This is a genomic window from Nocardiopsis codii (assembly GCF_036327455.1).
In the GTDB taxonomy this organism is placed as follows: Bacteria; Actinomycetota; Actinomycetes; order Streptosporangiales; family Streptosporangiaceae; genus Nocardiopsis; species Nocardiopsis codii.
The window spans coordinates 21,107-44,298 of record NZ_JAUZMY010000029.1; the positions used below are offsets into that span (position 1 = coordinate 21,107).

Genomic DNA, 23,192 nt, shown 5'->3' on the forward strand with positions numbered 1-23,192 from the left:
GTGGTCCTCGTCCTAGGGCGCGACCGCTGTGAGCGGCAGGCCGACGGTCTCGGGTATCCCGAGGGCGATGTTGGTGCTCTGCACGGCGCCGCCGGCGGTGCCCTTGGTGAGGTTGTCCAGGGCGGCGACCGCGACCATGCGGCCCGCCTCGGGGTCGACGGTGACCTGGACGAGGGTGGTGTTGGCGGCCAGGGTCATGGCGGTGCTGGGCCAGGTGCCCTCGGGGAGCAGGTGGACGAAGGGTTCGTCCGCGTAGGCGGTCTCGTAGGCGGCGCGGACCTGGTCCGCGGTGACGCCGGGCCGGAGGGGCGCGGTGCAGGTGGCGAGGATGCCGCGGGGCAGCGGTGCGAGCACCGGTGTGAAGGAGAGCCGGACCGGCTCGCCCGTCACGGAGGTGAGGTTCTGGATGATCTCGGGGTTGTGCCGGTGGGTGCCGCCGACCCCGTAGGGGCTGAGGGCCCCCATGATCTCGCTGCCGACCAGGTTGGGCTTGGGGGCCTTGCCCGCGCCGGAGGTGCCGGTGACGGCGACGACGGTCAGGTCGGGCTCGACGAGCTGCTCGGCCAGGCCGGGGAACAGGCCGAGGGTGGCGACGGTGACGTGGCAGCCGGGGACGGCGACACGGCTGGCGCCGGCGAGCCGCTCCCGCTGTCCGGGGAGCTCGGGGAGGCCGTAGGGCCAGGTGCCGGCGTGCGGGGTTCCGTAGAAGCGTTCCCAGGCTGTGGCGTCGTTGAGCCGGAAGTCGGCGCCGCAGTCGACGACGAGGACGCCGTCGCCGAGCTGCTGCGCGATGTCGGCGGACTGGCCGTGCGGCAGTGCGAGGTACACGATGTCGTGCCCGCGCAGTGCGTCGGCGTCGGTGGGGGCCAGGACGCGGTCGGCCAGGGGCAGCAGGTGCGGCTGGTGCTGGATGAGCGGGGTTCCGGCGTTCTTCGCGGCGGTGACCGCGCCGATCTCGATCTCGGGGTGGCCGAGGAGCAGTCGCAGGAGTTCGCCCCCCGCGTAGCCGCTGGCTCCGGCGATCGCCGCGCTGTATCCCATGCCGCTCCCCCTCAACTCGTCTGACTGGACTATCATGCATCCCACTGCAAGTTTATGCAACCTAGTGCGAAATGACCCCGCCGTTCCGGGAGGGGCCGCGCGGAAGGCGGGGTCGGAGGGTCGTGGGCTCGGGGCCGGGGCGGCCCCGGGCCGCCTCAGCGGCGCGCGATGCGGGTGGCGATCCCCGCGAGGCGGGACGTGTGCCCCTTGTCCTCGGTCTTGGACTCGCGGCGGTCCGCGGTGCGGTACAGGCCGTGGACGACCCGCGTACCGGCCCAGCGCAGGGGCTCGGGGTCCCAGCCGCGCACCTTGTGTCCGACCCACGGCAGGCGGGTCAGCTCCGTCCGACGGCCCAGGACCAGGTCGCGCAGCGTGCGCCCGGCCAGGTTGGCCGCCGCCACGCCGCTGCCCGCGTAGCCGCCGGCCCAGCCCAGGCCGGAGTCGGCGTCCATGTGCACGCTCGGGCACCAGTCGCGCGACACCCCGAGCATTCCGGACCAGGCGTGCTCGACCGGCACGTCGGCCACGTCGGGGAACATCCGGGTGAGGGCGCGCCACAGCCCGGCGATCTCCTGCGGCTGAGTGGAACCGTCCTGGTCGGGGCCGGGCCGGTGCGGCACACCGCGCCCTCCGATGGCGATGCGGTCGTCCGCCGTGCGCTGGGCGTAGACGTAGGAGTGCGCCGCGTCGCCCAGGACCTCGCGCCCCTCCCAGCCGATCTTCTCCCACAGCTCCGCGGGGATCGGCTCCGTGACGATCATCGAGGAGCGCATGGGGATCCAGTCGCGGCGCTGACCGCGCAGGGGTGAGGTGAAACCCTCCGTGGCGCAGACGACGTGGTCGGCGGTGACCGTGCCGTGGCCGGTGACGACCGCCGGTCGCGCCGCGCCCCGCCGTGGGCGGATCTCCTCGACGGCGGTGTCCTCGAAGAGGTCGACACCGAGGTCGGCCACCGCGCGGGCCAGCCCGGTGACGAGCTTGGCGGGGTTCACGCGCGCGGCGTGCGGGGAGTAGGCCGAGGCGACCGCCCCCGCCACGGACAGCCGGGGCTCGTGGTCGTGGGCCAGGAGGTGGATGTCGTCGGGCCAGTAGCCCCATTCCTGGAGGTACTCGATCTCTGCGGTCAGGCGCTCCTGCTGGGCCGCGTTGGTGGCGACCAGGCGCATGCCTCCCCGGACGACGTCGGCGTCGACGCCCTCCGCGTCCGCGACGGCGACGACCTCGTTGACGGTCTCCATCATGGCCCGCTGGAGGGCGATCATCGAGGATTTACCGTGTGACTCTGCGTAACGCTCACGGGAGCCCGAGAACTCCGCGGAGAGCCACCCTCCGTTACGGCCGGAGGCGCCGAACCCTGCGAACTCACGTTCGATGATCGCCACCCTCAGGTCCGGCTGCGCCTTCTTGAGGTAGTAGGCGGTCCACAGGCCTGTGTAACCGGCTCCGACCACGCAGACGTCGTAGTCAGCGGCCCCCGGGAGGGACGGCCTGCGTTCGGGGAGGCCCATGTCCCGAAACCAGAAGGAAACGCCCCCGTTGGCGAATCGTGAGGACCGGGGAATCGGCCTCATCTGCGCCGCAGTGGTGAACGGTCTCATCATTCCCCCCGGAACCTTGCGTGCCCGCGGCCCATTCCCGCGCGGAACCCACGAACTCCCGCCAACCTACACGGGAACGTCAACCCATGGGATGTTTTCGACTCCCACGCGCCGTTCCGCCCGCTACAAGAGGAGGGATTTGACTACTCCCTGTCACTACCCGCAACGCTCATCCACTACACGAGTTGTCACGGAGAGTGCGCGCGATGGTGGCGAGCTGTCGCACCCCGTCGGTACCGAGGGGGGCGAGCACGTGCTCACGGAGCCGTGCGACGTGGCTGGTCCGGGCCCTGCCTATGAAGTCCAGCCCCTGTTCCGTGAGGGCGGCGTAGACGACCCGGCGGTCGGACGAGCAGTTCTCCCTCACGAGATAGCCCTCGCGCTCGAGCCGGTCCGCGAGCTTGGTGAACCCGCCCGTGCTCAGGCTGACCTCCCGGGCCAGCCGGCTCATCGGGAGGCGGTGTCCGGGAGTGCGCTGGAGCCGGATGAGGACTTCGAACCACGGCCCCGCCATGTCCTTGCCGTCCGGGGTTATACCGCCCAGGAGCTTGGGCTGGATGGCGTTCATCGCCTCGTGGACCAGCCCCCAGGCGGTGATGAGGTCGTCGTCGCTCGGCGCGGCGGCCTCAGCGGCGTCGATCGGCTGTGCGGTCATGGCCCACTCCCTGTCCGTACCGGGGTGGACACCGACTCGCATCCCACCCACAAGAAATATCTTCCCAGTAAACATTACTCGAATGCTGAGACTTCTCAAGGGTTTTCCGCGGGAACGCGTCACGCCCGGTCCGTCGACAGGACGTACCAGGCGTTGGGGTCGGGGACCGGTTCTCGCGAAGGGGCGTCCCCGTCGTTCTCGACCGGGTCCCGCCGCACCCCCCGGAGGCGGCGGGACCCGGTCCTCAGTGGCGTGCGGCCACCGCGTCCAGCGCCGCGGAGAGCGTGGACACCAGGTGGTCGATCTGCTCCCAGGTGATGACCAGCGGCGGCGAGACGAGGAGCGACGTGGGGATCGGCCGGACGATGACGCCGCGGGCACGCGCCTCGGCGAACACCTCCGCCGTGGTGATCCCCCGGCCGGTCAGCGCCTCCTCCGTGAGCTCGACCCCGCCCATCACCCCGACCCCGGAACGGACCTCGGCCACCAGCGGGTGGGAGGCCAGTCCCTGGAGTGCGACGTCCAGGTGCCGCTCCACCTCCAGCGACACGGTGAAGAGGTCCTCGCGCTCCAGGATGTCCAGGTTGGCCATGGCCGCGGCGCACGCCGTCGGGTGCCCGGCGTAGGTGGTCCCGTGCATGAACGCGTTGCCCTCGCCGTTGTAGAACGGATCGGCCACGCGTCCGCTGACCACGATGCCGCCGAGCGGCAGGTAGCCGCTGGAGACGCCCTTGGCGAACACGACCATGTCCGGGCTCACCCCGAACCTCTCGATGCCGAACCAGTTCCCCATCCGGGCGAACCCGCAGATGACGCTGTCGACGATGAACAGCACACCGTACTTGTGGCAGATCCGGGCGACCTCGGTGAAGTAGTCGTCCCGGGGCGGGTAGACGCCGCCCGAACCGATCACCGGCTCCGCGAAGTACGCGGCGACCCGCTCCGGGCCGACCCGCAGGATCTCGGCCTCCAGGGCCGCCGCCGAGTCGTGCGGCACCACCGAGGTGTCCTCGACCAGCCGGCCGTAGCCGTTGCGGAAGCGGTCCATGCCGGAGATGCTCGTACCGAAGCCGTGCAGCCCGTGGTAGCCGCCGGTCCGGCTGATGAGGTGCGTGCGCTCAGGCTGGCCCATGACCGCCCAGTAGCGCCGGGCGAGCTTGGCGGCGGTCTCGATGGACTCCCCTCCCCCGGAGGTGAGGATCACCCTGGGGTCGGCGACCGGCGCGTGCGCGGCCAGCCGTTCGCTGAGTTCCACGGCGGGACCGTTGGAGAAGTCCCCGTAGACGGTGTAGGCGTCCAGAGTGCTGATCTGGCGGTGGACCGCGTCCGCGATCTCGGTGCGCCCGTGCCCGACGTTGCAGTACCAGAGACTGGCGGTACCGTCGAGGTACCGGTCCCCGGAGGTGTCCCACAGCCACACGCCGTCGGCGCGGGTCACCATGAACTCGGGGCCTCTGGCCACGGTGTTCATATCGCAGAAAGTGTGCCAGAGACGACTGGGCTCCCTGTGCTCTTTGGGAGTGAGCGCGGACGAGACAACCGTTTCGGTCATATGGCGACCTCCGAGCCGTGTCATGCGCAAGCGCGCAGCGGAAAACTCAGGTTGATCCGACCTACACCGGGCGCCCGGATGTGGCAGGTGCTTGCAGGCTAATCTTGCGACCCACCTCACAGCAAGAGCCAAAAGGAAGATTCATGCCCCGAAACCCAAACTTCATTCCGGCTACCCCCGCCAGATCGCACCAAAACCCTTACTGGGCTGGAAAAACGGGCCTCAAATTAGTCTGGAATCCGGACTCCTCAGCGAGGCGTTTCGCAACATGCAGCCCCTCGGAACAGAGTTCGCAGCACTGTCTTAACACAAAGAGGCGGGTCCGGTCACTCCCCTGTCGGAAGTGACCGGACCCGCCTCGCCCGTCCGGGCCGTGGGCGCAGGTCAGCCGCGCTGGACCGCGCCGGTCCGCTCGGCGGCCAGAGCCACGGCGGCATCGCGGGCCGCACCGGCCTCCTCCGCCGTGAGCGTGCGGTCCCCCGCCCGGAAGCGCAGGGTGAAGGCGACCGACTTGCGGCCCTCTCCGACCTGCTCGCCGGTGTAGACGTCGAACAGCCGGACGCTCTCCAGCAGGTCGCCCGCGCCCTCGGCCAGGGCGTCGCTGACGAGGCCGACCGGAACCGACGCGTCCACGGCCAGCGCCACGTCCTGGGTGGCCACCGGGTAGGTGGACACCTCCGGGGCGGCCACTGGCGGTCGGGCGCGCTCGATGCGGTCCAGGTCGACCTCGACGGCCGCGGAGCGCTCGGGCAGGCCGAACGCCTTCACCGCGCGCGGGTGGAGCTCACCCGCGTGGCCGACGAGCAGGCGCTCGCCCCCGACCCGCACGTAGAGCGCGGCGCAGCGGCCCGGGTGCCAGGGGGCGTGCTGGCCGGCCTCGACCTCCAGCTCGACCCCGGCGGTCCGTGCGACGTCCCGGGCGGCCTGTACCGCGTCGGCCCACGTGGCCGCACGGCCGGGGCCCCACCATCCGGCGCGCTCGAAGTTCCCGGTCAGCACGGCGCCCACGCGCCGCGGCTGGTGGGGCACGGCCGCCTCGATCTCGGCGAGCTCCTCCGCCCCGGGGCCGCGGTCGACCGGCAGGAGCGGGGCGCGGGTGGCGCCCGGTTTGGGCAGGTAGACCAGGCCCGTCTCGAACAGCGCCACGTCGGTGAGACCGCGGCCCACGTTGCGGGCCAGGGCCTTGAGCAGGCCCGGCAGCAGCGTGGTGCGCAGCAGCGGCTCCTCCTCGTTGAGGGGGTTGGCCAGGCGCAGGCTGACACGGCGGTCGTCGTCGGCGGGGATCTGGAGGCCGTCGAGGTCGCGCTCGCCGACGAAGGGGTAGTTGAGCACCTCGTGGTACCCGGCGTCGGCGAGGGTACGGCCGACCGCCCGGCGCAGGCGCTGCCCGGCGGTGAGGCCGCGCCCGCTCCTGGCACGCGGCGGGATCGAGGGGATGTTCTCGTAGCCCTCGAAGCGGATGACCTCCTCGGCGAGGTCGTTGGGGTCGGTGATGTCGGGCCGCCACGTCGGCGGGGTGACCACGAGGACGTCCCCGTCCGACTCGACCCGGCAGCCGATGACGCGCAGCCACGCTTCCGCGGCGCCCTCGGGGTAGTCCACGCCGGCGACGGAACTCGCGTGCGAGGCGCGCACCACGATGGGCTCGCGTGCGGCGGTCCGGTCGATGTGGGTGTAGTCGGTCTCGACGGTCGCGCCACCCAGCTCGGCCAGGAGCTCGGCCGCGCGGGTGGCCGCGGCGAGCTGGACCGCGGAGTCGACGCCGCGCTCGAAGCGGCGGGAGGACTCGGAGGACAGCTGATGGCGCCGCGAGGCGCGGGCGATGTGCATGGCGTCGAAGTGGCCGGCCTCGACCAGGACCTCGGTGCTGGTGAGGGAGATCTCCGTGGTCAGACCACCCATGACGCCCGCGATGTTGACGGGCCCGCTGTCATCGGCGATGAGGGTGTCGTCGGGGTCCAGGGAGCGCCGGACGTGGTCCAGGGTCTCCAGCTTCTCCCCCGCCTCGGCGGCCCGGACCCGCAGCGGGCCCCGGATGGCCGCCCGGTCCCAGGCGTGCAGGGGCTGGCCGAGTTCGAGCATCACGTAGTTGGTGACGTCGACGGCCAGGGAGACGGGCCGTACACCGCTCTGGTGCAGGCGGCGCTTCATCCACAGCGGGCTGGGGGCGTCGGGGTCGAAACCCGTGGTGCCGCGCAGGACGTAGCGGTCGCACAGCGCCGGGTCGATCTCGGCCGCCTGGCCCTCGCCGGTGGGCGGGGCGACGGCGACGTCGGCGGGGTCGCGGAATGCCGCCCCGTACAGGGCGGCGGTGTCGCGGGCGACGCCCCGCACGGACAGCGCGTAGCCCCGGTCGGGGGTCACGGCGATGTCGAGGACGTCCTCGCGCAGGCCCAGGGGGCCGATGGCGTCCTCGCCCGTGGCGCCGAAGCCCTCGGGCAGCACGACGATGCCGCTGTGGTCCTCCCACAGGCCCAGCTCGCTCGCCGAGCAGATCATGCCCGCCGACATCCTGCCGTAGGTCTTGCGGGCGCCGATCCGGAATCCGCCGGGCAGCTCCGCTCCGGGCAGGGAGACGACGACCAGGTCGCCCTCGGCGAAGTTGCGGGCACCGCAGACGATCTCCTGCGGCTCACCCGTGCCGTTGGCGTCGCCGACGTCCACACGGCAGTGGCGGATGGGCTTCTTGAAGCCGGTGAGCTCCTCGATCTCGAGCACGCGGCCGTAGACGATGGGGCCGGTGAGGTCGGTGCCGAGCTCGTCGACGGTCTCGACCTCCAGGCCGGCCAGGGTCAGCCGGTCCGCGAGGTCGCGCGCGGAGACGTCCGCGGGAAGGTCGACGTACTCCCGCAGCCAGGAAAGGGGGACGCGCATCAGTTCTCACTCCCGAACGCCGAGGTGAAGCGGATGTCGCCCTCGACCATGTCGTGCATGTCGCGCACTCCGTGCGCGAACATCAGTGTCCGTTCGATTCCGAGGCCGAAGGCCCAGCCGCTGTAGACCTCCGGGTCCACTCCGGCGGCCGTGAGCACCCGGGGGTTGACCACGCCGCAGCCGCCGATCTCGATCCAGCCCTCGCTGGAGCAGGTGCGGCACGGTGCGTCGGGGTCGCCCACGGACGCGCCGCGGCACACGAAGCACTCCATGTCCACCTCGGCGGACGGCTCGGTGAACGGGAAGTAGGAGGCGCGGAAGCGGGTCCGCAGGCCCGCCCCGAACATGTTCTCGACGAAGGCGTCGATGGCGCCGCGCAGGTGGGCGAGCGTGATGCCGCGGTCGACGACCAGGCCCTCCAGCTGGTGGAAGACAGGGCTGTGCGTGGCGTCGAGCTCGTCGGTGCGGAAGGTCTTGCCGGGCGCGACCACGTACACCGGCAGTTCGCGCGACAGGAGCGCGCGGACCTGCACCGGCGAGGTGTGGGTGCGCATGACCAGGCCGGATTCGCCGCCGTCGGGCCCCTCCACGAAGAAGGTGTCCTGCATCGTGCGGGCGGGGTGGTCGGGCTGGAAGTTGAGCGCGTCGAAGTTGAACCACTCGGCCTCGACCTCGGGGCCCTCGGCGACCTCGAAGCCCAGGCCGACGAAGATGTCGGCCATCCGCTCGGCGACCGTGGTCAGCGGGTGGCGGGCGCCGCGCGGGGCGCGGTCCCACGGCAGGGTGACGTCGACGCGCTCCTCGATGAGGACCCGCTCGTCCCGCTCGTTCTCCAGGACGGCCTGGCGGTCCTTGAGCGCCTGGCCGACGTCGCGGCGGGCACCGCCCACGCGCTTGCCCGCCTCGGCCTTGGCGGCCGGCGGCAGGGCGCCGATCTCACGGTTGGCCAGGGCCAGCGGGGAGCGGTCCGACGCGTGTGCGAGCCGGACCTCCTTGAGTTCGGCGAGGTCGCCGGCGGCCTCGATGGCGGCCAGCGCCTCCTCGCGCATGCGGGCGACCTCGTCGGGGTGCAGGGAGGTCACCTCGACCGGGTCGAAGGAATTGTTCGGTGCAGACATGGTTGGTTGCCTCGCCGCCGTCCCCCGCGGAGGGGTCGGGCGGCAGTCACGGTCCGCGACGGGGCGGACGAAGCCGACAGGAAGAGCACAGGCGGATGTCGAGCATGCCCGGGGAAGGAACCGTTGCCGGGTCCGGGACACGCCGTGGAGCCCACCGGGGGCGCTGGAGGTCTGAGGGTTCAGACGAACTCGGGCGTCCCGGCGGGCATGGTAAATCGGAACTCGGCGCCGCCGCTGGGGGCGCGTCCGACGGTGATCGTGCCGCCGTGGGCCTCGACGAGGCCCTTGACGATGAACAGCCCGAGGCCGGTCCCGCTCCGGCGCTTGCTGCGCCAGAACTGGCGGAAGACGCGCGGAATGGTCTCGGGCGCTATGCCCTGGCCTTCGTCGCGCACCGACACCGCTGTTCCTCCCTCGCAGGGCTCGATCACGATACTGACAGTACCAGCGCCGTGCCGCACCCCGTTTTCGACGAGGTTGGACAGGATCTGGTGGAGTTTGTCGGAGTCGATCCACATCTGCGGAAGGTCACCGCGGGCCTCGACGCGGAAGCGGTCCTCGGGCTCGCCCGCGGCGACGTATCCGGCGACGACCCGGCGCACGGCGCCGGGCAGGTCGACGACCTGGCGGCGGATCTCCAGGCGTCCGGACTCGATGCGGGACACGTCGAGCAGGTCGTGGATGAGGCGGGTGACGCGGTCGGCGTCGGCGTTGACCGTCTCCAGCATGAACAGCTTCTGCTTGTCGGTGAGCCTCTCCCACTTGGTGAGCAGGGTGGAGGTGAAGCCCTTGACGCTGGTCAGGGGGGAGCGCAGTTCGTGGGCGACCTCGGAGACCAGGTCCGCGCGGCTGCGCTCGGCGCGGGTGGAGGCGTCGCGCAGGGTCAGGACCAGGCGGACGAGTTCTCCGCCGGGGCGGGCCCGGACGTAGCGCGCGGCGACGAGTATCTCGCGCTCGTCGGGCAGGAAGAGGGCCCGCTCGGGCTGGCGGACCCTGTCCCGTGCACCGCCGTAGGGGTCGCTGGCCTCCCACCAGTCGTGGCCGTCGTGGCCGACGAGGGGCATGACGGAGCGGTAGTCGCGGCCGAGCGCGGATTCGGTGGGGACACCGGTGAGCTGTGCCGCCTGGGCGTTGAAGAGGACGACGCGGCCCGCCGCGTCGGCGACGACGACGCCGTCGGGGAGGTCGTCGGCGTGCAGGGGGGTTCCGGCGAGACCGGCGGAGGCCCCGGCGACGTCCAGGAATGCGACGGAGGGCGGGTCGTCACGCAGGGTGGAACCGCCCCGGAGGGAGCGTCGGTGCGTCTCGACCGCCCCTGCGGGGGCGTCGGCCGGGCCGTCCCCCTGCCCGGGGTCGTCCGACGGGTGGGCGGCTCCGCCGCCCGAGTCCTCCGCCGGGTGATCCGCCTTCCGGCCGCTGCCCACGCCTCTCCCCGCTCCCCTTGAAGGTCCACGACCGCAGGTTCCTGGGCCGAGGACCGCTGACCGGCCGTGTCCGCGAATGCCCGAGGACACCACCGCAGGTTGTCTACCCTGCACTTCCACCTGGTACGCCTTGCGGCCCGGGATGGGGCGTACGACGGGAGACGAGCGTACAAGCACCCTCCGCGCGCCCCGCCACCCGGGAACAGGGATCGTCGGCCCTCCCGTGCGAGGTCTGCTCACACGGTGTCGTCAAGCCTGCCGGGTGACGGCGGGCCCGCGCAGTTCCCCACCCGTGACACGGGTAGGCCGCCGGGGTTCACGCACAACGCGCATGAACCTCCGTGATCCTGGTCAGACCCTATCTGCACTCGGGCCCCGTGCACGTGCATTTCGGGTGGATGGGGCAGACCGTGATCGCCCGGTCACCGGGAGCAGAGGGGTCGAGGGAAGGGCTTTCCGTACCCCCGGCGCCAACTACGCGGAGTGATGATCCGGCACGTGAGCTGGCACGATCGGGTGGTACTGGAAGCGGGTCAGGAGCGCCGCTGCTGCCTCGCGGTGGTGTACAGGCACACCGCTGCGGCCGTGGCCAGATTCAGACTTTCGGCCCCGCCGTAGATCGGAACGCTGACGGCGCCGTCCGTGAGACCGACGATCTCCTCGGGCAGGCCCCAGGCCTCGTTGCCGAACACCCATCCGACAGGACCGTCCAGATCACCGCCGTCGGCGACACCGTGGAGGTCCCTCGTGCCGCCGCCGTCGGCGGCCCACACCTTGGCTCCCCTGCCGCGCAGGAAGTCCACCGCGCCGGAGACGGGGACGCCCACGACCACGGGGAGGTGGAACAGGCTTCCGGCGGAGGCCCGCACGCACTTGCCGTTGTAGGGGTCGACGGAGGCGTCGGTGAAGATGACGACGTCCGCGCCGGCCGCGTCGGCGGTGCGCAGCACCGTGCCCGCGTTGCCGGGGTCCCGGACGTGGGAGAGGACGACCGCGAGGCGGACGTCACCGACCTGGTCCAAGGGGACGTCGACGAACTCGCAGATCGCGATGATCCCCTGGGGGGTCACCGTCTGGGCCAGCTCCGACATCACGTCCAGGCTGACCCTGTGGGTGGGCACGCCCGCCTCGCGGGCGGCGTCCACCAGATCGATGTGGCGCTGCATGGCCTCCGCGGTGGCGTAGACCTCCACGACGCCGGGGGCGTTCCCTCCCCGGGGGGGCCGCCCCTCGCCGCCGTCGGCGGCGGCGAGGGCCTCACGTACCGCCTGCGGCCCTTCCGCGAGGAAGCGCCGCTCCCGTTGGCGGAAGGTGCGTTTGGCGAGCCGCCGAACCCCCTTGATCCTGGGTGACCGGATACTCGTGAACTCGTGGCTCGCCATCGCTACTCGCTGCTCGGTCCGTACCGCTTACGCGGCGGCCTCGGTGGGGAGGGCCTTCTTGGCCGACTCCACCAGGGTCGCGAACGCGGCCTCGTCGTTGACGGCCAGCTCGGCCAGCATGCGACGGTCGACCTCGATGTTGGCCAGCTTCAGGCCCTGCATGAAGCGGTTGTAGGTGAGGCCGTTGGCGCGGGAGGCAGCGTTGATGCGCTGGATCCACAGGCGACGGAACTGCCCCTTCCGGTCCTTGCGGTCCCGGTAGGAGTAGGTCATCGAGTGGAGCATCTGCTCCTTGGCCTTGCGGTACAGGCGCGAACGCTGCCCGCGGTAGCCGCTCGCCCGGTCGAGAACGACCTTGCGCTTCTTCTTGGCGTTGAGAGCCCGCTTCACGCGTGCCACAGTGACTCCCTCGTTGTGTCTTCCGGCGCGCGCGGCGCGCCGACCGGCCCGGCTCTGAGGAGCTCGGCGGCCGTGTTCGCTTCGGGTTGTCCCCTCCCGGGGGCCGTCACCGTGCTGGCTGGACCCCGCACGTGGGCGCTTCCGGGAGGGAGGGGAAGGTTCTCGCTACTACTTGCCGAGAAGCTTCTTGATGCTCTTGGTGTCCGCGGGAGAAAGCACGGCCTCGTTGCCCAGCTTGCGCTTGCGCTTGGAGGTCTTGTGCTCAAGGATGTGGTTCTTGTTGGCACGGCGGCGCATGATCTTGCCGGAGCCGGTGACCTTGAAGCGGTCCTTGGCCCCACTGTGGGTCTTGTTCTTCGGCATGTTCGCCGTGTCTCCTACTCCGTCGGCGTGCCACCCGCGTGAGGCGGACGGCACGGTTCTTCCGCTGCTACAGCGGGGACCCCTGCGCGCCGGTACCCCGACGCATCCTGGCCGTGTGTGCACAGCCCACCCCACCACCCGGTGCCTTCCCGGCGTCCGGGCGGTGGGGGACTACTTCCGCCGCTAGACGGCTTCGCCCTGCTCGCGGCGGGTCTTGTCCCCCGCCGCCGCACGGGCCTCGGCCTTGTGCTCGGACCGCCGCTTGTGCGGGCCGATCACCATGACCATGTTGCGGCCGTCCTGCTTGGGCTGCGACTCCACGGTGCCAAGGTCCTGGACGTCCTCGGCCAGCCGTGCCAGCAGTCGACGGCCCAACTCGGGGCGGGACTGCTCGCGGCCGCGGAACATGATCGTCACCTTGACCTTGTCCCCGCTCTTGAGGAACCGGACGACGTGACCCTTCTTGGTCTCATAGTCGTGCGGGTCGATCTTCGGGCGGAGCTTGATCTCCTTGATGATCGTGTTCGACTGGTTCTTGCGCGATTCGCGGGCCTTGACCGCGGACTCGTACTTGAACTTGCCGTAGTCCATCAGCTTGGCGACCGGCGGGCGCGCGGTCGGCGCGACCTCGACCAGGTCGAGGTCGGACTCCTGGGCCAGACGCAGCGCGTCCTGCACGGAGACGATTCCGACCTGCTCACCGTTGGGTCCGACGAGACGGACCTCGGGCACCCGGATGCGGTCATTGATACGGGGCTCGGCGCTGATGAGACCCCTCCCTAGCTTTCTCGGATTACCTGGGACCGACCGTCCGCCAGGCGGCGGACGATCTGTTCGACCGGGCCGCCCGAGTCCGTCGGGCCACCCGATAGCGTCGGGGTCCCCGTACAGCGAAAACCCCGCCAGCGTGTGCAAGCGGGGTGATCCGATCGGATATTCCTGACGAGGGGCACCGCGCGCATCGGACACCCCGGACACGGGTGCCCGACGAACAGAGCGCGAGCTCTCGATCGTCAGAACCGGAACCTACGCGAGCTGTACCCGGCAGGTGGGAGGATCATCTCCGCTTGCGGCTCCGGTGTGAGACACACCGGACCAAGTCGATTACGTTCCCAATATAGCAGCAGACGGGCGCGGGTCGACCCGCGCGCACGACCGCACGGCCCGGAGCCGTCAGGCCGCCGCGCGGCGGGCCAGTTCGGCCTCGCCGGCGGCGCGCATGGCCTCGACCGGGACGTCGGCGACACCGGTCATCAGCCGGACCTGGGCGACGGCCTGGTGCAGCAGCATCGGGAACCCGCCCACGGTCCGCCCCCCGCGCCCGGCCACGGCCTCCGCCGCGCGGGTGGGCCAGGGCGCGTACACGACGTCGAACAGGTCCGCCCGCGAGCCGGCGAGCCGTGAGGCGTACCGGTCCGCGGCCCCGGAGGGCAGGGAGGAGACCACCAGGTCCACGTCCAGGTGCTCGTCGACCGAGGACAGGGGGGCGATCTCCACCGGGTGGCCGAGCCGCGCGGCGGCGGCGGTCACCTCCCCCGTCCTGGCGGGGTCGCGGGCCAGGACGGTGACCGTCGAGACCACCCCCAGCAGGCGCAGCGCGGCGAGGGCGGACGCCGCCGTGGCCCCCGCGCCCAGGACGACCGCGTCGCGGGGCGACTCCGCGCCGGCCTCGGTGAGGGCGGCGGCGATCCCGGCGACGTCGGTGTTGTGCGCCTCCCAGCCCGCACCGCGGCGGACCAGGGTGTTGGCTCCGCCGACCTGGCGGGCCAGGTCGGTCACCGTGTCGGCCAGGTCCAGTGCACGGCGCTTGAGGGGCATGGTCAGGGAGAGGCCCGCCCACTCCGCGCCGAGGCCGGCGAGGAAGGGGTCCAGCTCCTCCTCACCGCACTCGTACAGGCCGTAGGACCACTCCTCCAGCCCCATCGCCGCGTAGGCGGCGGTGTGCAGGACCGGGGAGAGGGAGTGGGCCACCGGGGACCCGAGGACTGCGGCCCGCACTACTCCCCGCCACCCGTCCAGGTCTCCTCGAACCTCTCCTTGAGCTCGTTGAACTCCGCCTCCGTGGTGGCGAACTCGGTGACGCCGTTCTCCGGGTCGGTGGCGACGAAGAACAGCCAGTCGCCCTCCTCCGGGTTCAGGGCGGCCTCGATCGCGTCCTGGCCCGGTGCGACGAACGGACCGGGCGGGAGCCCGCTCTTGTGGTAGGTGTCGAACCCGCTGGTGTCGTTCTGGCACGCGGTCAGCTGCTCGTTGCTCAGCGCGATGCCGTACTCGCCGATGGCGTAGAAGCAGGTGCTGTCCATACGGAGGTTCATGTCGATGTCGAGGCGGTTGTGGGTCACCCGCGAGATCTTGGGCATGTCCTCGGGCTTGCCGCTCTCGGCCTGGACGATGGACGCGATCGCCATGATCTCGTCGGGTTCGTACCCCAGTTCGGCGGCACGGTCCTCCAGGTCCATCTCCTCGGCGACCTCGCGGTACCGGGTGACCATCGTCTTGAGGATGGACATCGCCTCGGTGTCCGGGTCGAACCGGTACGTGGCCGGGAAGAGGTAGCCCGCCGGCGCCCCCTCCGCGTAGTCGGGGAGTCCGAGTTCCTCGACCTGGGCGTGGGCCTCCTGGAGTTCCTCCAGGGAGACGCCGGTGGTCTCGGAGAGCTCCTCCAGCACCTGCTCGTTGCGGAGGCCCTCGCGGATGGTGACCTGGCCGCCGAGGCGGTTCGCGGGGTCCAGGAGCGCGGCCACCGCGGCCTCTCCGCTCATGCCCTCGGCCAGGCCGTAGGTGCCGGGAACCAGCCCGTCGCCGATCTCCTCGGCCGGGACGGCGTCCAGGGCGTTGACGAAGGACCGCGAGCTGGCGACGACCCCCTGGTCGGCGAGGTTGCCGGCGATGGTGGAACCGCTCTCGCCCTCGTCGATCACGAACACGACGTCGCCGCTGCCCTCGCCGGTGAAGTCCGGCGGGAAGACGTAGGTGCGCATGACGGCGTAGCCGCCGCCCCCGACCACCAGGAGCAGGACGAGGACCAGCACGACCACGAGGCCCTTGCTCATACCGCCGCGGCGGCCCTTGCCCCTGCGGTTCGCGTTGGCCCGGGCCCGCTTGAGCTCCTTGGCCTTCCTGCGGCTGCTGCGGCCGCCCCCGTACGCCTCGGCGATGTCGGCGAGCCCGGGCTCCTCGTACTCGTCGACCTCCTCCTCGGGCTCCTCGACGCGTCGGCCTCCGCGCTTGCGGCGGCCACGGCGGCCCGCGGGCTCGCCGTCCTCGTCCTCCCCGCCGCGCCTGCGGCGGCTGCGGCGTCCCGCCGGCTCGGGATCGGGCTCGGGCTCCTCCTCGGGTGCGTCGGCACCGGAGTCGTCGGCCTCGTCCCGCTCGTACGGGGCGTCAGCTTCGAGGGGCGTCTCCTCCACGGGGGCTCCGCGCCTGCGGCGGCGCCCGCCGCGACGGCTCCTGGGCGCCTCCTCCACCTCGTCGAAGGCGCCGGAGACCGGCTCCTCCTCCGGGTCGGGGTCGTGCACGGCGCCGCGGGGCTCCTCCTCGACACGGTCCGCGCGCTTGCGTCCGGCGCCGCGACGGCGCGACGGCCCGGGCACGGCGGCGAACGCTCCCGTGTCGGCGGATCCGGTCAGACCGGGGAAGCTTCCGGAGTCGAAGGCTCCGCTGTCCTCGGGCGCGTCGTCCAGGAAACCGCCCGTCGGCTCGTCGTCACGACGACCGCGCTTGCGGCGGCCACGACGGCCCGTCTCCTCCTCCACCGGCAGCTCACCGGTGTCGGCGGGACCCTCCTCCACCGGAGCACCACGGCGGCGGGGGGGTTCGGGGTCGGCCTGGGCCCGGCGCGCGCGGCGGGGCGGAGGCTCGGCGTCGGAGCGCTCCTGGGGTCGCGCGGGTTCGGCGGGGCGGGCGGGCGCCGAGGGGGCGCCCAGGTTGGCGAGCGCGGCGAGCGCGTCCTGGGTCGGGTCGGCGGCGGAGCCGCGGTGCGGAGGCGGGGGGTCCTGCGGCTGGGACCGGTTCCCTGGCCTCGGAGCGTCGGCCTCCCTGGAGCGGTTGGCTCCGGAACGGGCGGCCCGCCCTCCCCGCAGGGCGTCGGCGGCACCCGTGCGGCGGGGCTGTGCCGACGGCGGCTCGGCTGGGGGTTCGGCCCTGCGGCGGCGTCCGGGCGGCGGAGCGTCATTGCCCGCCGGGTCGTGCCGGGCGGCACGGAACTCGTCGGTGGAGCTGCCGTCACCGCGGTATCCGCCGGTGCCGGCGGATTCGGGGGCGGCGGGGCCGTCGTTCCACGCCGTGGGCTCAGGACGCGCCCGGCGGCCGCGCGAGGGCGGCTGTGCGGGCAGCGGGTCGCTGAGCGGGTCGTAGTCGTAACCGCGCTCGCGGTCGTTACGTCCACGATAGGGATTTTCGGGGTAGTCATCCCTGTCGTTCATCATTCTCCCTGGCTGGAGCGGACGATCTCGCCCGGGGGCTGGCCTGTTGACCGTTCCTGGTCCAAGGCGCTCTGGAGGAGCACGGTGGCCGCCGCCTGGTCGATGACCGACCTGCGGGCCCGGCCGCCCCTGGCGCCCTTCTTGGCGAAGGAGGCGCCGGAGAGCAGTTGGCTCTGGGCGGTCACCGTGGTGAGGCGTTCGTCGACCAGGCGGACGGGGACGGGGTACAGGAGTACGGCGAGGGAGCCGGCGAACTCCCTGGCGGAGCGGGCGGCGGGGCCCTCCTCACCCGAAAGTGAGGCAGGGTAGCCCACGACGACCTCCCGCGCCTCGCGTTCGAGGACCAGCAGGGCGATGCGCTGCTTGTCTCCCCTGCCGCGCGGGATGGTCTCCACCGGGCTCGCGAGAGTACCACTGGGGTCGCTGGCGGCCACACCGATGCGGGCGTTGCCCGGGTCGACGGCCAGGCGTACACCGTGCCTCAAGAGGACCTCTTCCCCGGCCCGGGGTTGGTCCGCGGTCGGGCCGTGCGGTTGGCGGCACGGCACCGCGGTCGGGGCATCCTCAACACGGTGGTCCTGTTCGTCAGCTGGATTGCGGGAAGCTCCGCGCAGACAGCCGTGTGATCGGCTGTGACGCGCCACAGTATGCCCGATTCGATGACAGTGCGCAGCCTCGGCAGCCGTCGTCGGCGTCCGGGGCCCCTGCCCGTACCGGCAGTCCCGTGCGAGGGGGGCGCGACGGGGTTCGTAGCGGGCGCGTTCGGTTCGAGTGTAAATCACACTCGTCCCACCACGGGGCGGCCGGTGGCCCCCGCGCACGCCCTCCGCCGCGTGCTCACCCACAGGCGCCCCTCCTCCGACGCCCGGGCCGTGGTGGAGGACGTCTGCGTGGGGCGCTGCCGGACCCGCCGGGGAGGGGGCACGGCATCGGGTACCCCCGTGGTCGGCAGGGCCGGTGCGGAGGCGCCGTGCGCGCCCGGTGAGCTGGGCCGGGGTGCGAGCCGGGGGGGCGCGTCCGGCTCGGGTCGCGGAGTGCGTCCGGCGCCGGGCGACGGGCCCGTCGACGGCAGGGGGCGTGCCCCGGCCGGAGGTGCGGAGCGCCGGGGCCGGGCGGGAGGTGGGCCCCGGGTGAGAGGCTCGCCACCACCCCGGCCGCCGACGGGGTCCCGGACGGGACCCGGCGGCACGGGACAGGTTCTCCTGCGATCACCCTCATATTCACACAGAGTTACATTACAGAGCCCTGTGTGACTATTCGTGATTTCGTCGCCGTGTCCGCCCGGCCCCCGTCGCGGGACCGGACGGGTGCGGAGCGGCAGGCGAACAGCGGTCCCGGAGGACGGCAGGCGACAGGCGTGAGGGCGGCGGCTCCTGGGAGGGGAGGGCGGATGGCGGAGGGTCACCGCCACCGCGGACCGTACCGGGACCGGGGCCGTCCACAGGTGTGGCCGAAGGGTTCCCCGGCCGCCCCGCGCGTGGTCCCCTGGAAGTACGGGGAACCTCTGCGCGGGGCGGCACGGTCATGCCCTCCGGCCACCGCCCGCGTGGCTCCTAGGCCCCTGCGACGCGCGCCTCCACGGCGCGCAGCGCCTCCTCGACCTTGGTCGCGTCGGTGCCGCCGCCCTGGGCGATGTCCGGCTTGCCGCCGCCACCGCCGCCGAGCGCGCGGGCCGCGACGCCCACCAGGTCTCCGGCCTTGATCCCGGCCTTCTGCGCGGCCTTGTTGGTCGCGATCACCACGACCGGGCGGTCCTTGGGCACGGCCGTCATCGCCACGACCACCGGCTCCTCCTCGCCCAGGCGCCCGCGCACGTCCAGGACCAGGGTGCGCAGGTCGTCGCCGCTCGCACCCTCCGGGGCGGAGGCCGCCACGACCAGCGCCGCACCGTGGCGGCGGGCCCCGTCGGCGATCGAACCGGCCGCCTGGAGCACCTGGGAGGCGCGCAGCTTCTCGATCTCCTTCTCCGCGGCCCGCAGCCGCGAGACCATGGTGTCGATCCGCTCGGGCAGCTGCTCACGCGGGGTCTTGAGCTGCTCGGACAGCTGGCCGACCAGCGCCGACTCCTTGGACAGCCGCTTGAACGCGTCGACGCCCACCGCCGCCTCGACACGGCGCACGCCCGAGCCGATGGAGGACTCGCCGAGGAGCTTCACGATGCCGAGCCGGGCAGTGGAGGGGACGTGGGTGCCGCCGCAGAGCTCGACGGAGTAGTCGCTCATCTCCACGACCCTCACGCGGTCGCCGTACTTCTCGCCGAACATGGCGAGCGCGCCCATCTTCAACGCCTCGTCCAGGCTCTTCTCCTCGGTCCGCACCGCGATGTCGCCGGCCAGGACCGTGTTGACCTCCTCCTCGACCTCGGCCAGGCGGTCGCCGCCGAGCGCGGCGTCGGCGGTGAAGTCGAACCGCAGCTGGCCGGGCCGGTTCTCGGAACCGGCCTGGCCCGCCGACGGGCCGAGCGCGTTGCGCAGCGCCGAGTGGATGAGGTGGGTGGCCGAGTGCGAGCGCTCGATCGCGTGACGGCGGCCCGTGTCGATGCTCGCGTGCACGACGTCGTCCAGGACGATCTCGCCCGAGCGGACGGTGCCCCGGTGCACGAACAGGCCGGGGATCGGCTTCTGCACGTCCTCGACGTCCACGACGCCGCGGCCGTCCACCGTCAGGGTGCCCTTGTCGGCGAGCTGGCCGCCGCTCTCGGCGTAGAACGGGGTGCGGTCGAGGACGATCTCGACCTTCTCCCCCGCGCGGGCCGTGGGCGCAGAGACGCCGCCGACGACGATGCCCTTGACGTGCGACTCGCTCTCGGCGTCGGAGTAGCCGAGGAAGTCGGTCGACCCGGCGCCCTCCAGGAGCGTGGCGTACAGGGAGATGTCGGCGTTGCCGAGCTTCTTGGCCTTCGCGTCGGCCTTCGCGGTGTTCTTCTGGTTCTGCATCAGCTCCCGGAAGGACGTCTCGTCCACCGTCAGGCCCTGCTCCGCGGCCATCTCCAGCGTGAGGTCGATCGGGAAGCCGTAGGTGTCGTGCAGCTGGAAGGCGTCCGACCCGGAGAAGGTGGTGCCGCCCGCCTGGCGGGTGCGCTCGGCCGCCCTGCCGAACAGCGTGGTGCCCGCGCGCAGGGTGTCGGCGAAGTTCCTCTCCTCGGTGTCGATCACACCGTGGACGACGTCGGCCTTGTCGAGCAGGTCGGGGTAGATGTCCTTCATCGCGTCGATGCTGACCGCGGTCAGCTCGTGCAGGTGGAAGGCGTCGGTGCCCGACAGCAGGCGCAGGTTGCGGATGGAGCGCCGCAGGATGCGCCGCAGGACGTATCCGGCCTTCTCGTTGCCGGGCTTGACGCCGTCCGCGACGAGCATGACCGCGCTGCGCACGTGGTCCGCGACGACGCGGAGCATGACGTCCTGCTCGTGCTTGTCGCCGTAGCGGGTGCCGGTCAGCTCCGCGGCGCGGTGCAGGACTCGGCCGATGATGTCGGTCTCGTAGATGTTGTCGACGCCCTGGAGGACCGCCGCGAGGCGCTCCAGGCCCAGGCCGGTGTCGATGTTCTTCTTGGGCAGCTCGCCGAGGATCGGGAAGCCGCTCTTGTCGCCGCCCTCACCCCGCTCGTACTGCATGAAGACGAGGTTCCAGATCTCGATGTAGCGGTTCTCGTCCGCCTCGGGGCCGCCCTCGACACCGAACTCGGGGCCGCGGTCGTAGAAGATCTCGGAGCACGGGCCGCAGGGTCCGGGGACGCCCATCGACCAGTAGTTCTCCTCCATGCCCATGCGCTGGATGCGCTCGGGGCGCACGCCGACCTTCTCACGCCAGATCTGCTCGGCCTCGTCGTCGTCGAGGTAGACGGTCACCCACAGCCGGTCCGGGTCGATGCCGAAGCCGCCGTCCTCCACCGGGGTGGTGACGAGCTCCCACGCCAGCGGGATCGCCTGCTCCTTGAAGTAGGCGCCGAAGGAGAAGTTCCCGAGCATCTGGAAGAAGGTCGCGTGCCGGGAGGTCTTGCCGACCTCCTCGATGTCCTTGGTGCGGATGCACTTCTGGACGCTGGTCGCGGTGGCGTAGGGGGGCGTGCGCTGGCCCAGGAAGAAGGGCTTGAACGGGACCATGCCTGCGGGGACCAGCAGCAGCGTGGGGTCTTCGGCGATGAGGCTTGCCGAGGGCACCACGGTGTGTCCGTTCTTCTCGAAGAAACTGAGGAAGCGGCGCGCGATCTCTGCCGTCTCCATTGATGCCCTCCTGTGCTCGGCTCCGCCGCCCTGGGCGGCGGGTCGTCCCTGCGCGGGACCGTCTGACGCGTGGTCGGTGGTGGCCCATGCTAGGGGGAACCGCCTGCCAGCGCGCGTGGTTTACGGGTGGCCGCCGGGGACCCGTCCTGATGACGACACCCGCGGCGGCCTGGTTGTTCCAAGGCTATCGCCGCCGACCACCGCCGGGCCCCGCGCTCGTCCCCCGTGGCGGGCGGACCACCGCGTGGCGGGGCCGCTACCGGTGCGGATCGCGGCCGCCCGTCGGGGGCCGACCGTGGGGGCCGGCGGGCGGCTGCTGTGGGCCACCGCCGGTGACGGCGCGGGGAGCCCCGCCGCGGCCGCCTGCCGGGGGTGCGGGCGGCTGCCCCGTCGGCTTCACGTAGTACCTGCCGCTCTCCGGAGTGGCGATGAGGACGAGGCCCGCGAGGCTGAACAGGGCCGCCAACCCCTGGAAGAGGATCCCCGGCCCCGGGGAACCGGGATCGGGTGCGCCGACCATGACGAACACCAGGTGGGCGAGCGCGAGGACGTGGAAGGCGAGGGTGCTCCACCGGACGGCCCGGGAACGGCGCTCGGCCAGGATGACGAGGACGATCGCCCCCGCACTGCTGAGCCCGAAGACGACGGGGATCAGGAAGAGGACGGGGCTTTCCCGTATCGCCGTGAGGACGAAGGGCAGGGCGAGCAGGAGGCCGAGCGGAGCGCTGAGAAGCAACAGGATCCGAGCGGTCAGGGGCGCGCCCCCGAACGACGGGATCTGCTGCGCGTGCGGCCGGGTGGCGGGGGCGTGCCCCGGGTGTCCCCTCTGGGGATCGCGGCTCCCGTGGGTGGGAGCCGGGGGCAGTCGCGCAGGGCCGCCGTGCCCGTGACCGGGCACAGGTGCGTGGCCGTTCGGCGGCACGGGGTGGCCGGGGGGCTGGTGGTGCGGGGGGTTCGGGTTCACGCTCTGCCTCTCGTGGCACCGGGTTCCGGTGCCGAGACCCTACAGAGAGTTCGTGACATGTCACCACGCGGGCCGGTGGGGCACGCGCGCCCGCGGCCCGGCCGCGGGAGGGCCGGGCGGCCCCGGCCGCTCCCCCGTGTCACGGGGCGGCGGGCGCACGTGTCCCAGGGCACAGGGGACCGGGGCCGCGAGCCGCGAGCCGCGGGCCACCGCCTACCCCTCCGGGATCTCCCGCGCCGCGCGGCGGCGGGAGGCGGACAGGTCGCGCCCGCCGGAGGGGGCGTAGCGGCGGAGGAGTTCCTCCTCCTGTTCGCGGACCGCGTCCGCGAGGTCGTCGTTGAGTTCGCGCAGGGCGCCCCGGTACTCGGTGACCTGGCCCTCCACCCGCTCGGCGATACCGCCGGGCGTGAGGGCGCGTCTGGCGCGGTTGACCCGGTGGACCGCGTAGCCGCCGATGACGGCGCCCGCGGTGAGGTAGAAGAGTTTGCCGATCACCGGTTCGCCTTCCTCTTGCGGCCCCGCACCACGGCCAGCGCGCGTCGTTGGCCGAGCACGCGGCGCACCCCGTAGGAGAGCGAGGCCACCCGCACCAGGGGGCCGGTGACCACCGAGCGGGTCAGCGCGGTCATCGTGGAGACGTCCTCGGAGGTCGCCTGCACGTTGGCCGTGATCTCCTCGACCCGTTCGAGCGAGGTGTTGGTGCGCTCCACCGTGGACGCGACGTCGTCCAGGAGCGGCGGGGTGCGGTCCCCCAGTTCCGAGACGACCTTGGTCGCCTCGTTGATGAGCTTGATCAGTTTGACGAGCGCCACGCACATGAACGTGGCCAGCACCGCCCAGACCACCGCGGCGACGAGCGCGGCGACCTCTCCTCCGGTAAGCATGCGGGCTCCGTGAGCAGATAGAGGTGTACTTCAAGTGTGTGCTGCGGCCCCCTCGCTCACGCGTCGGGGCTGGGGGCCGGGTGTGCGGGGGAGCCGGTGACTGCGCCGGGTCGGGCCTCCCGAGTGGTGAACCGGGCCTCCGCGGACGGGTCGGGCCGGTTTCGGCCGACCCTATCGCGTCCCGGCGACGGGCGCGCGGCGGCGCCACGGTGACGGGCGGGGTGGCGGGGGTCACTCCCCGGCCCACCCCCCGCGCACGGCGACCGGCGGAGGACGCGGGGATCGACGCGG

18 protein-coding genes are annotated in these 23,192 nt (G+C 72.3%); all 18 read right to left on the minus strand.

Annotated features, from left to right (window positions below; genetic code table 11):
* Positions 1-12 precede the first annotated feature (12 nt).
* Positions 13-1,041, minus strand: a complete 1,029-nt coding sequence (gene argC, locus Q8791_RS24690; RefSeq protein WP_330094243.1) for an N-acetyl-gamma-glutamyl-phosphate reductase — start codon at positions 1,039-1,041, stop codon at positions 13-15.
* A gap of 155 nt (positions 1,042-1,196) precedes the next feature.
* Positions 1,197-2,612 carry an NAD(P)/FAD-dependent oxidoreductase gene (locus Q8791_RS24695; RefSeq protein ID WP_330094188.1) on the minus strand — a complete coding sequence of 472 codons (1,416 nt, stop codon included), beginning with the start codon at positions 2,610-2,612 and terminating at the stop codon, positions 1,197-1,199.
* A 196-nt stretch (positions 2,613-2,808) separates the two neighbouring features.
* Entirely contained in the window at positions 2,809-3,294 is a 486-nt protein-coding gene (locus Q8791_RS24700; protein WP_330094189.1) for a MarR family winged helix-turn-helix transcriptional regulator, read from the minus strand.
* Positions 3,295-3,538: 244 nt separating this feature from the next.
* Positions 3,539-4,765: an aminotransferase family protein gene (locus Q8791_RS24705; RefSeq protein WP_330094190.1), complete on the minus strand. Its 1,227-nt coding sequence runs from the start codon at positions 4,763-4,765 to the stop codon at positions 3,539-3,541.
* A 465-nt stretch (positions 4,766-5,230) separates the two neighbouring features.
* Positions 5,231-7,720, minus strand: a complete 2,490-nt coding sequence (pheT, locus tag Q8791_RS24710; protein ID WP_330094191.1) for a phenylalanine--tRNA ligase subunit beta — start codon at positions 7,718-7,720, stop codon at positions 5,231-5,233.
* Complete coding sequence (gene pheS, locus Q8791_RS24715) at positions 7,720-8,838, minus strand: phenylalanine--tRNA ligase subunit alpha (RefSeq protein WP_330094192.1); 1,119 nt, start codon at positions 8,836-8,838, stop codon at positions 7,720-7,722. The genes pheT and pheS overlap by 1 nt, the downstream gene beginning before the upstream one ends.
* A 179-nt stretch (positions 8,839-9,017) precedes the next feature.
* A complete protein-coding gene (locus Q8791_RS24720; protein ID WP_330094193.1) occupies positions 9,018-10,262 on the minus strand; it encodes a sensor histidine kinase in 1,245 nt (414 codons plus the stop codon).
* Positions 10,263-10,795: 533 nt separating this feature from the next.
* Positions 10,796-11,644 carry a TrmH family RNA methyltransferase gene (locus tag Q8791_RS24725; RefSeq protein WP_330094194.1) on the minus strand — a complete coding sequence of 283 codons (849 nt, stop codon included), beginning with the start codon at positions 11,642-11,644 and terminating at the stop codon, positions 10,796-10,798.
* A 27-nt stretch (positions 11,645-11,671) separates the two neighbouring features.
* Positions 11,672-12,043, minus strand: a complete 372-nt coding sequence (gene rplT, locus Q8791_RS24730) for a 50S ribosomal protein L20 (protein ID WP_330094195.1) — start codon at positions 12,041-12,043, stop codon at positions 11,672-11,674.
* A 168-nt stretch (positions 12,044-12,211) separates the two neighbouring features.
* Positions 12,212-12,406 (minus strand): 50S ribosomal protein L35, encoded by a 195-nt coding sequence (gene rpmI, locus Q8791_RS24735; protein WP_267948934.1) that lies wholly within the window; start codon positions 12,404-12,406, stop codon positions 12,212-12,214.
* A gap of 183 nt (positions 12,407-12,589) precedes the next feature.
* Positions 12,590-13,174: a translation initiation factor IF-3 gene (gene infC, locus Q8791_RS24740; protein ID WP_330094244.1), complete on the minus strand. Its 585-nt coding sequence runs from the start codon at positions 13,172-13,174 to the stop codon at positions 12,590-12,592.
* A gap of 405 nt (positions 13,175-13,579) precedes the next feature.
* Positions 13,580-14,404: a shikimate dehydrogenase gene (locus tag Q8791_RS24745; RefSeq protein ID WP_330094196.1), complete on the minus strand. Its 825-nt coding sequence runs from the start codon at positions 14,402-14,404 to the stop codon at positions 13,580-13,582.
* Positions 14,404-16,830: an endolytic transglycosylase MltG gene (mltG, locus tag Q8791_RS24750; protein WP_330094197.1), complete on the minus strand. Its 2,427-nt coding sequence runs from the start codon at positions 16,828-16,830 to the stop codon at positions 14,404-14,406. Before mltG ends, Q8791_RS24745 begins: the two co-directional genes overlap by 1 nt.
* Positions 16,830-17,315 carry a Holliday junction resolvase RuvX gene (ruvX, locus tag Q8791_RS24755; RefSeq protein WP_330094198.1) on the minus strand — a complete coding sequence of 162 codons (486 nt, stop codon included), beginning with the start codon at positions 17,313-17,315 and terminating at the stop codon, positions 16,830-16,832. Before ruvX ends, mltG begins: the two co-directional genes overlap by 1 nt.
* Positions 17,316-18,383: 1,068 nt before the next feature.
* On the minus strand, positions 18,384-21,053 hold the full coding sequence (gene alaS, locus Q8791_RS24760; protein ID WP_330094199.1) for an alanine--tRNA ligase: 2,670 nt from the start codon (positions 21,051-21,053) through the stop codon (positions 18,384-18,386).
* Positions 21,054-21,309: 256 nt separating this feature from the next.
* A complete protein-coding gene (locus Q8791_RS24765) occupies positions 21,310-22,017 on the minus strand; it encodes a hypothetical protein (RefSeq protein ID WP_330094200.1) in 708 nt (235 codons plus the stop codon).
* A gap of 213 nt (positions 22,018-22,230) precedes the next feature.
* On the minus strand, positions 22,231-22,512 hold the full coding sequence (locus Q8791_RS24770) for a magnesium transporter CorA family protein (protein ID WP_330094201.1): 282 nt from the start codon (positions 22,510-22,512) through the stop codon (positions 22,231-22,233).
* A complete protein-coding gene (locus tag Q8791_RS24775; protein ID WP_330094202.1) occupies positions 22,509-22,901 on the minus strand; it encodes a DUF948 domain-containing protein in 393 nt (130 codons plus the stop codon). The genes Q8791_RS24770 and Q8791_RS24775 overlap by 4 nt, the downstream gene beginning before the upstream one ends.
* Positions 22,902-23,192 lie beyond the last annotated feature (291 nt).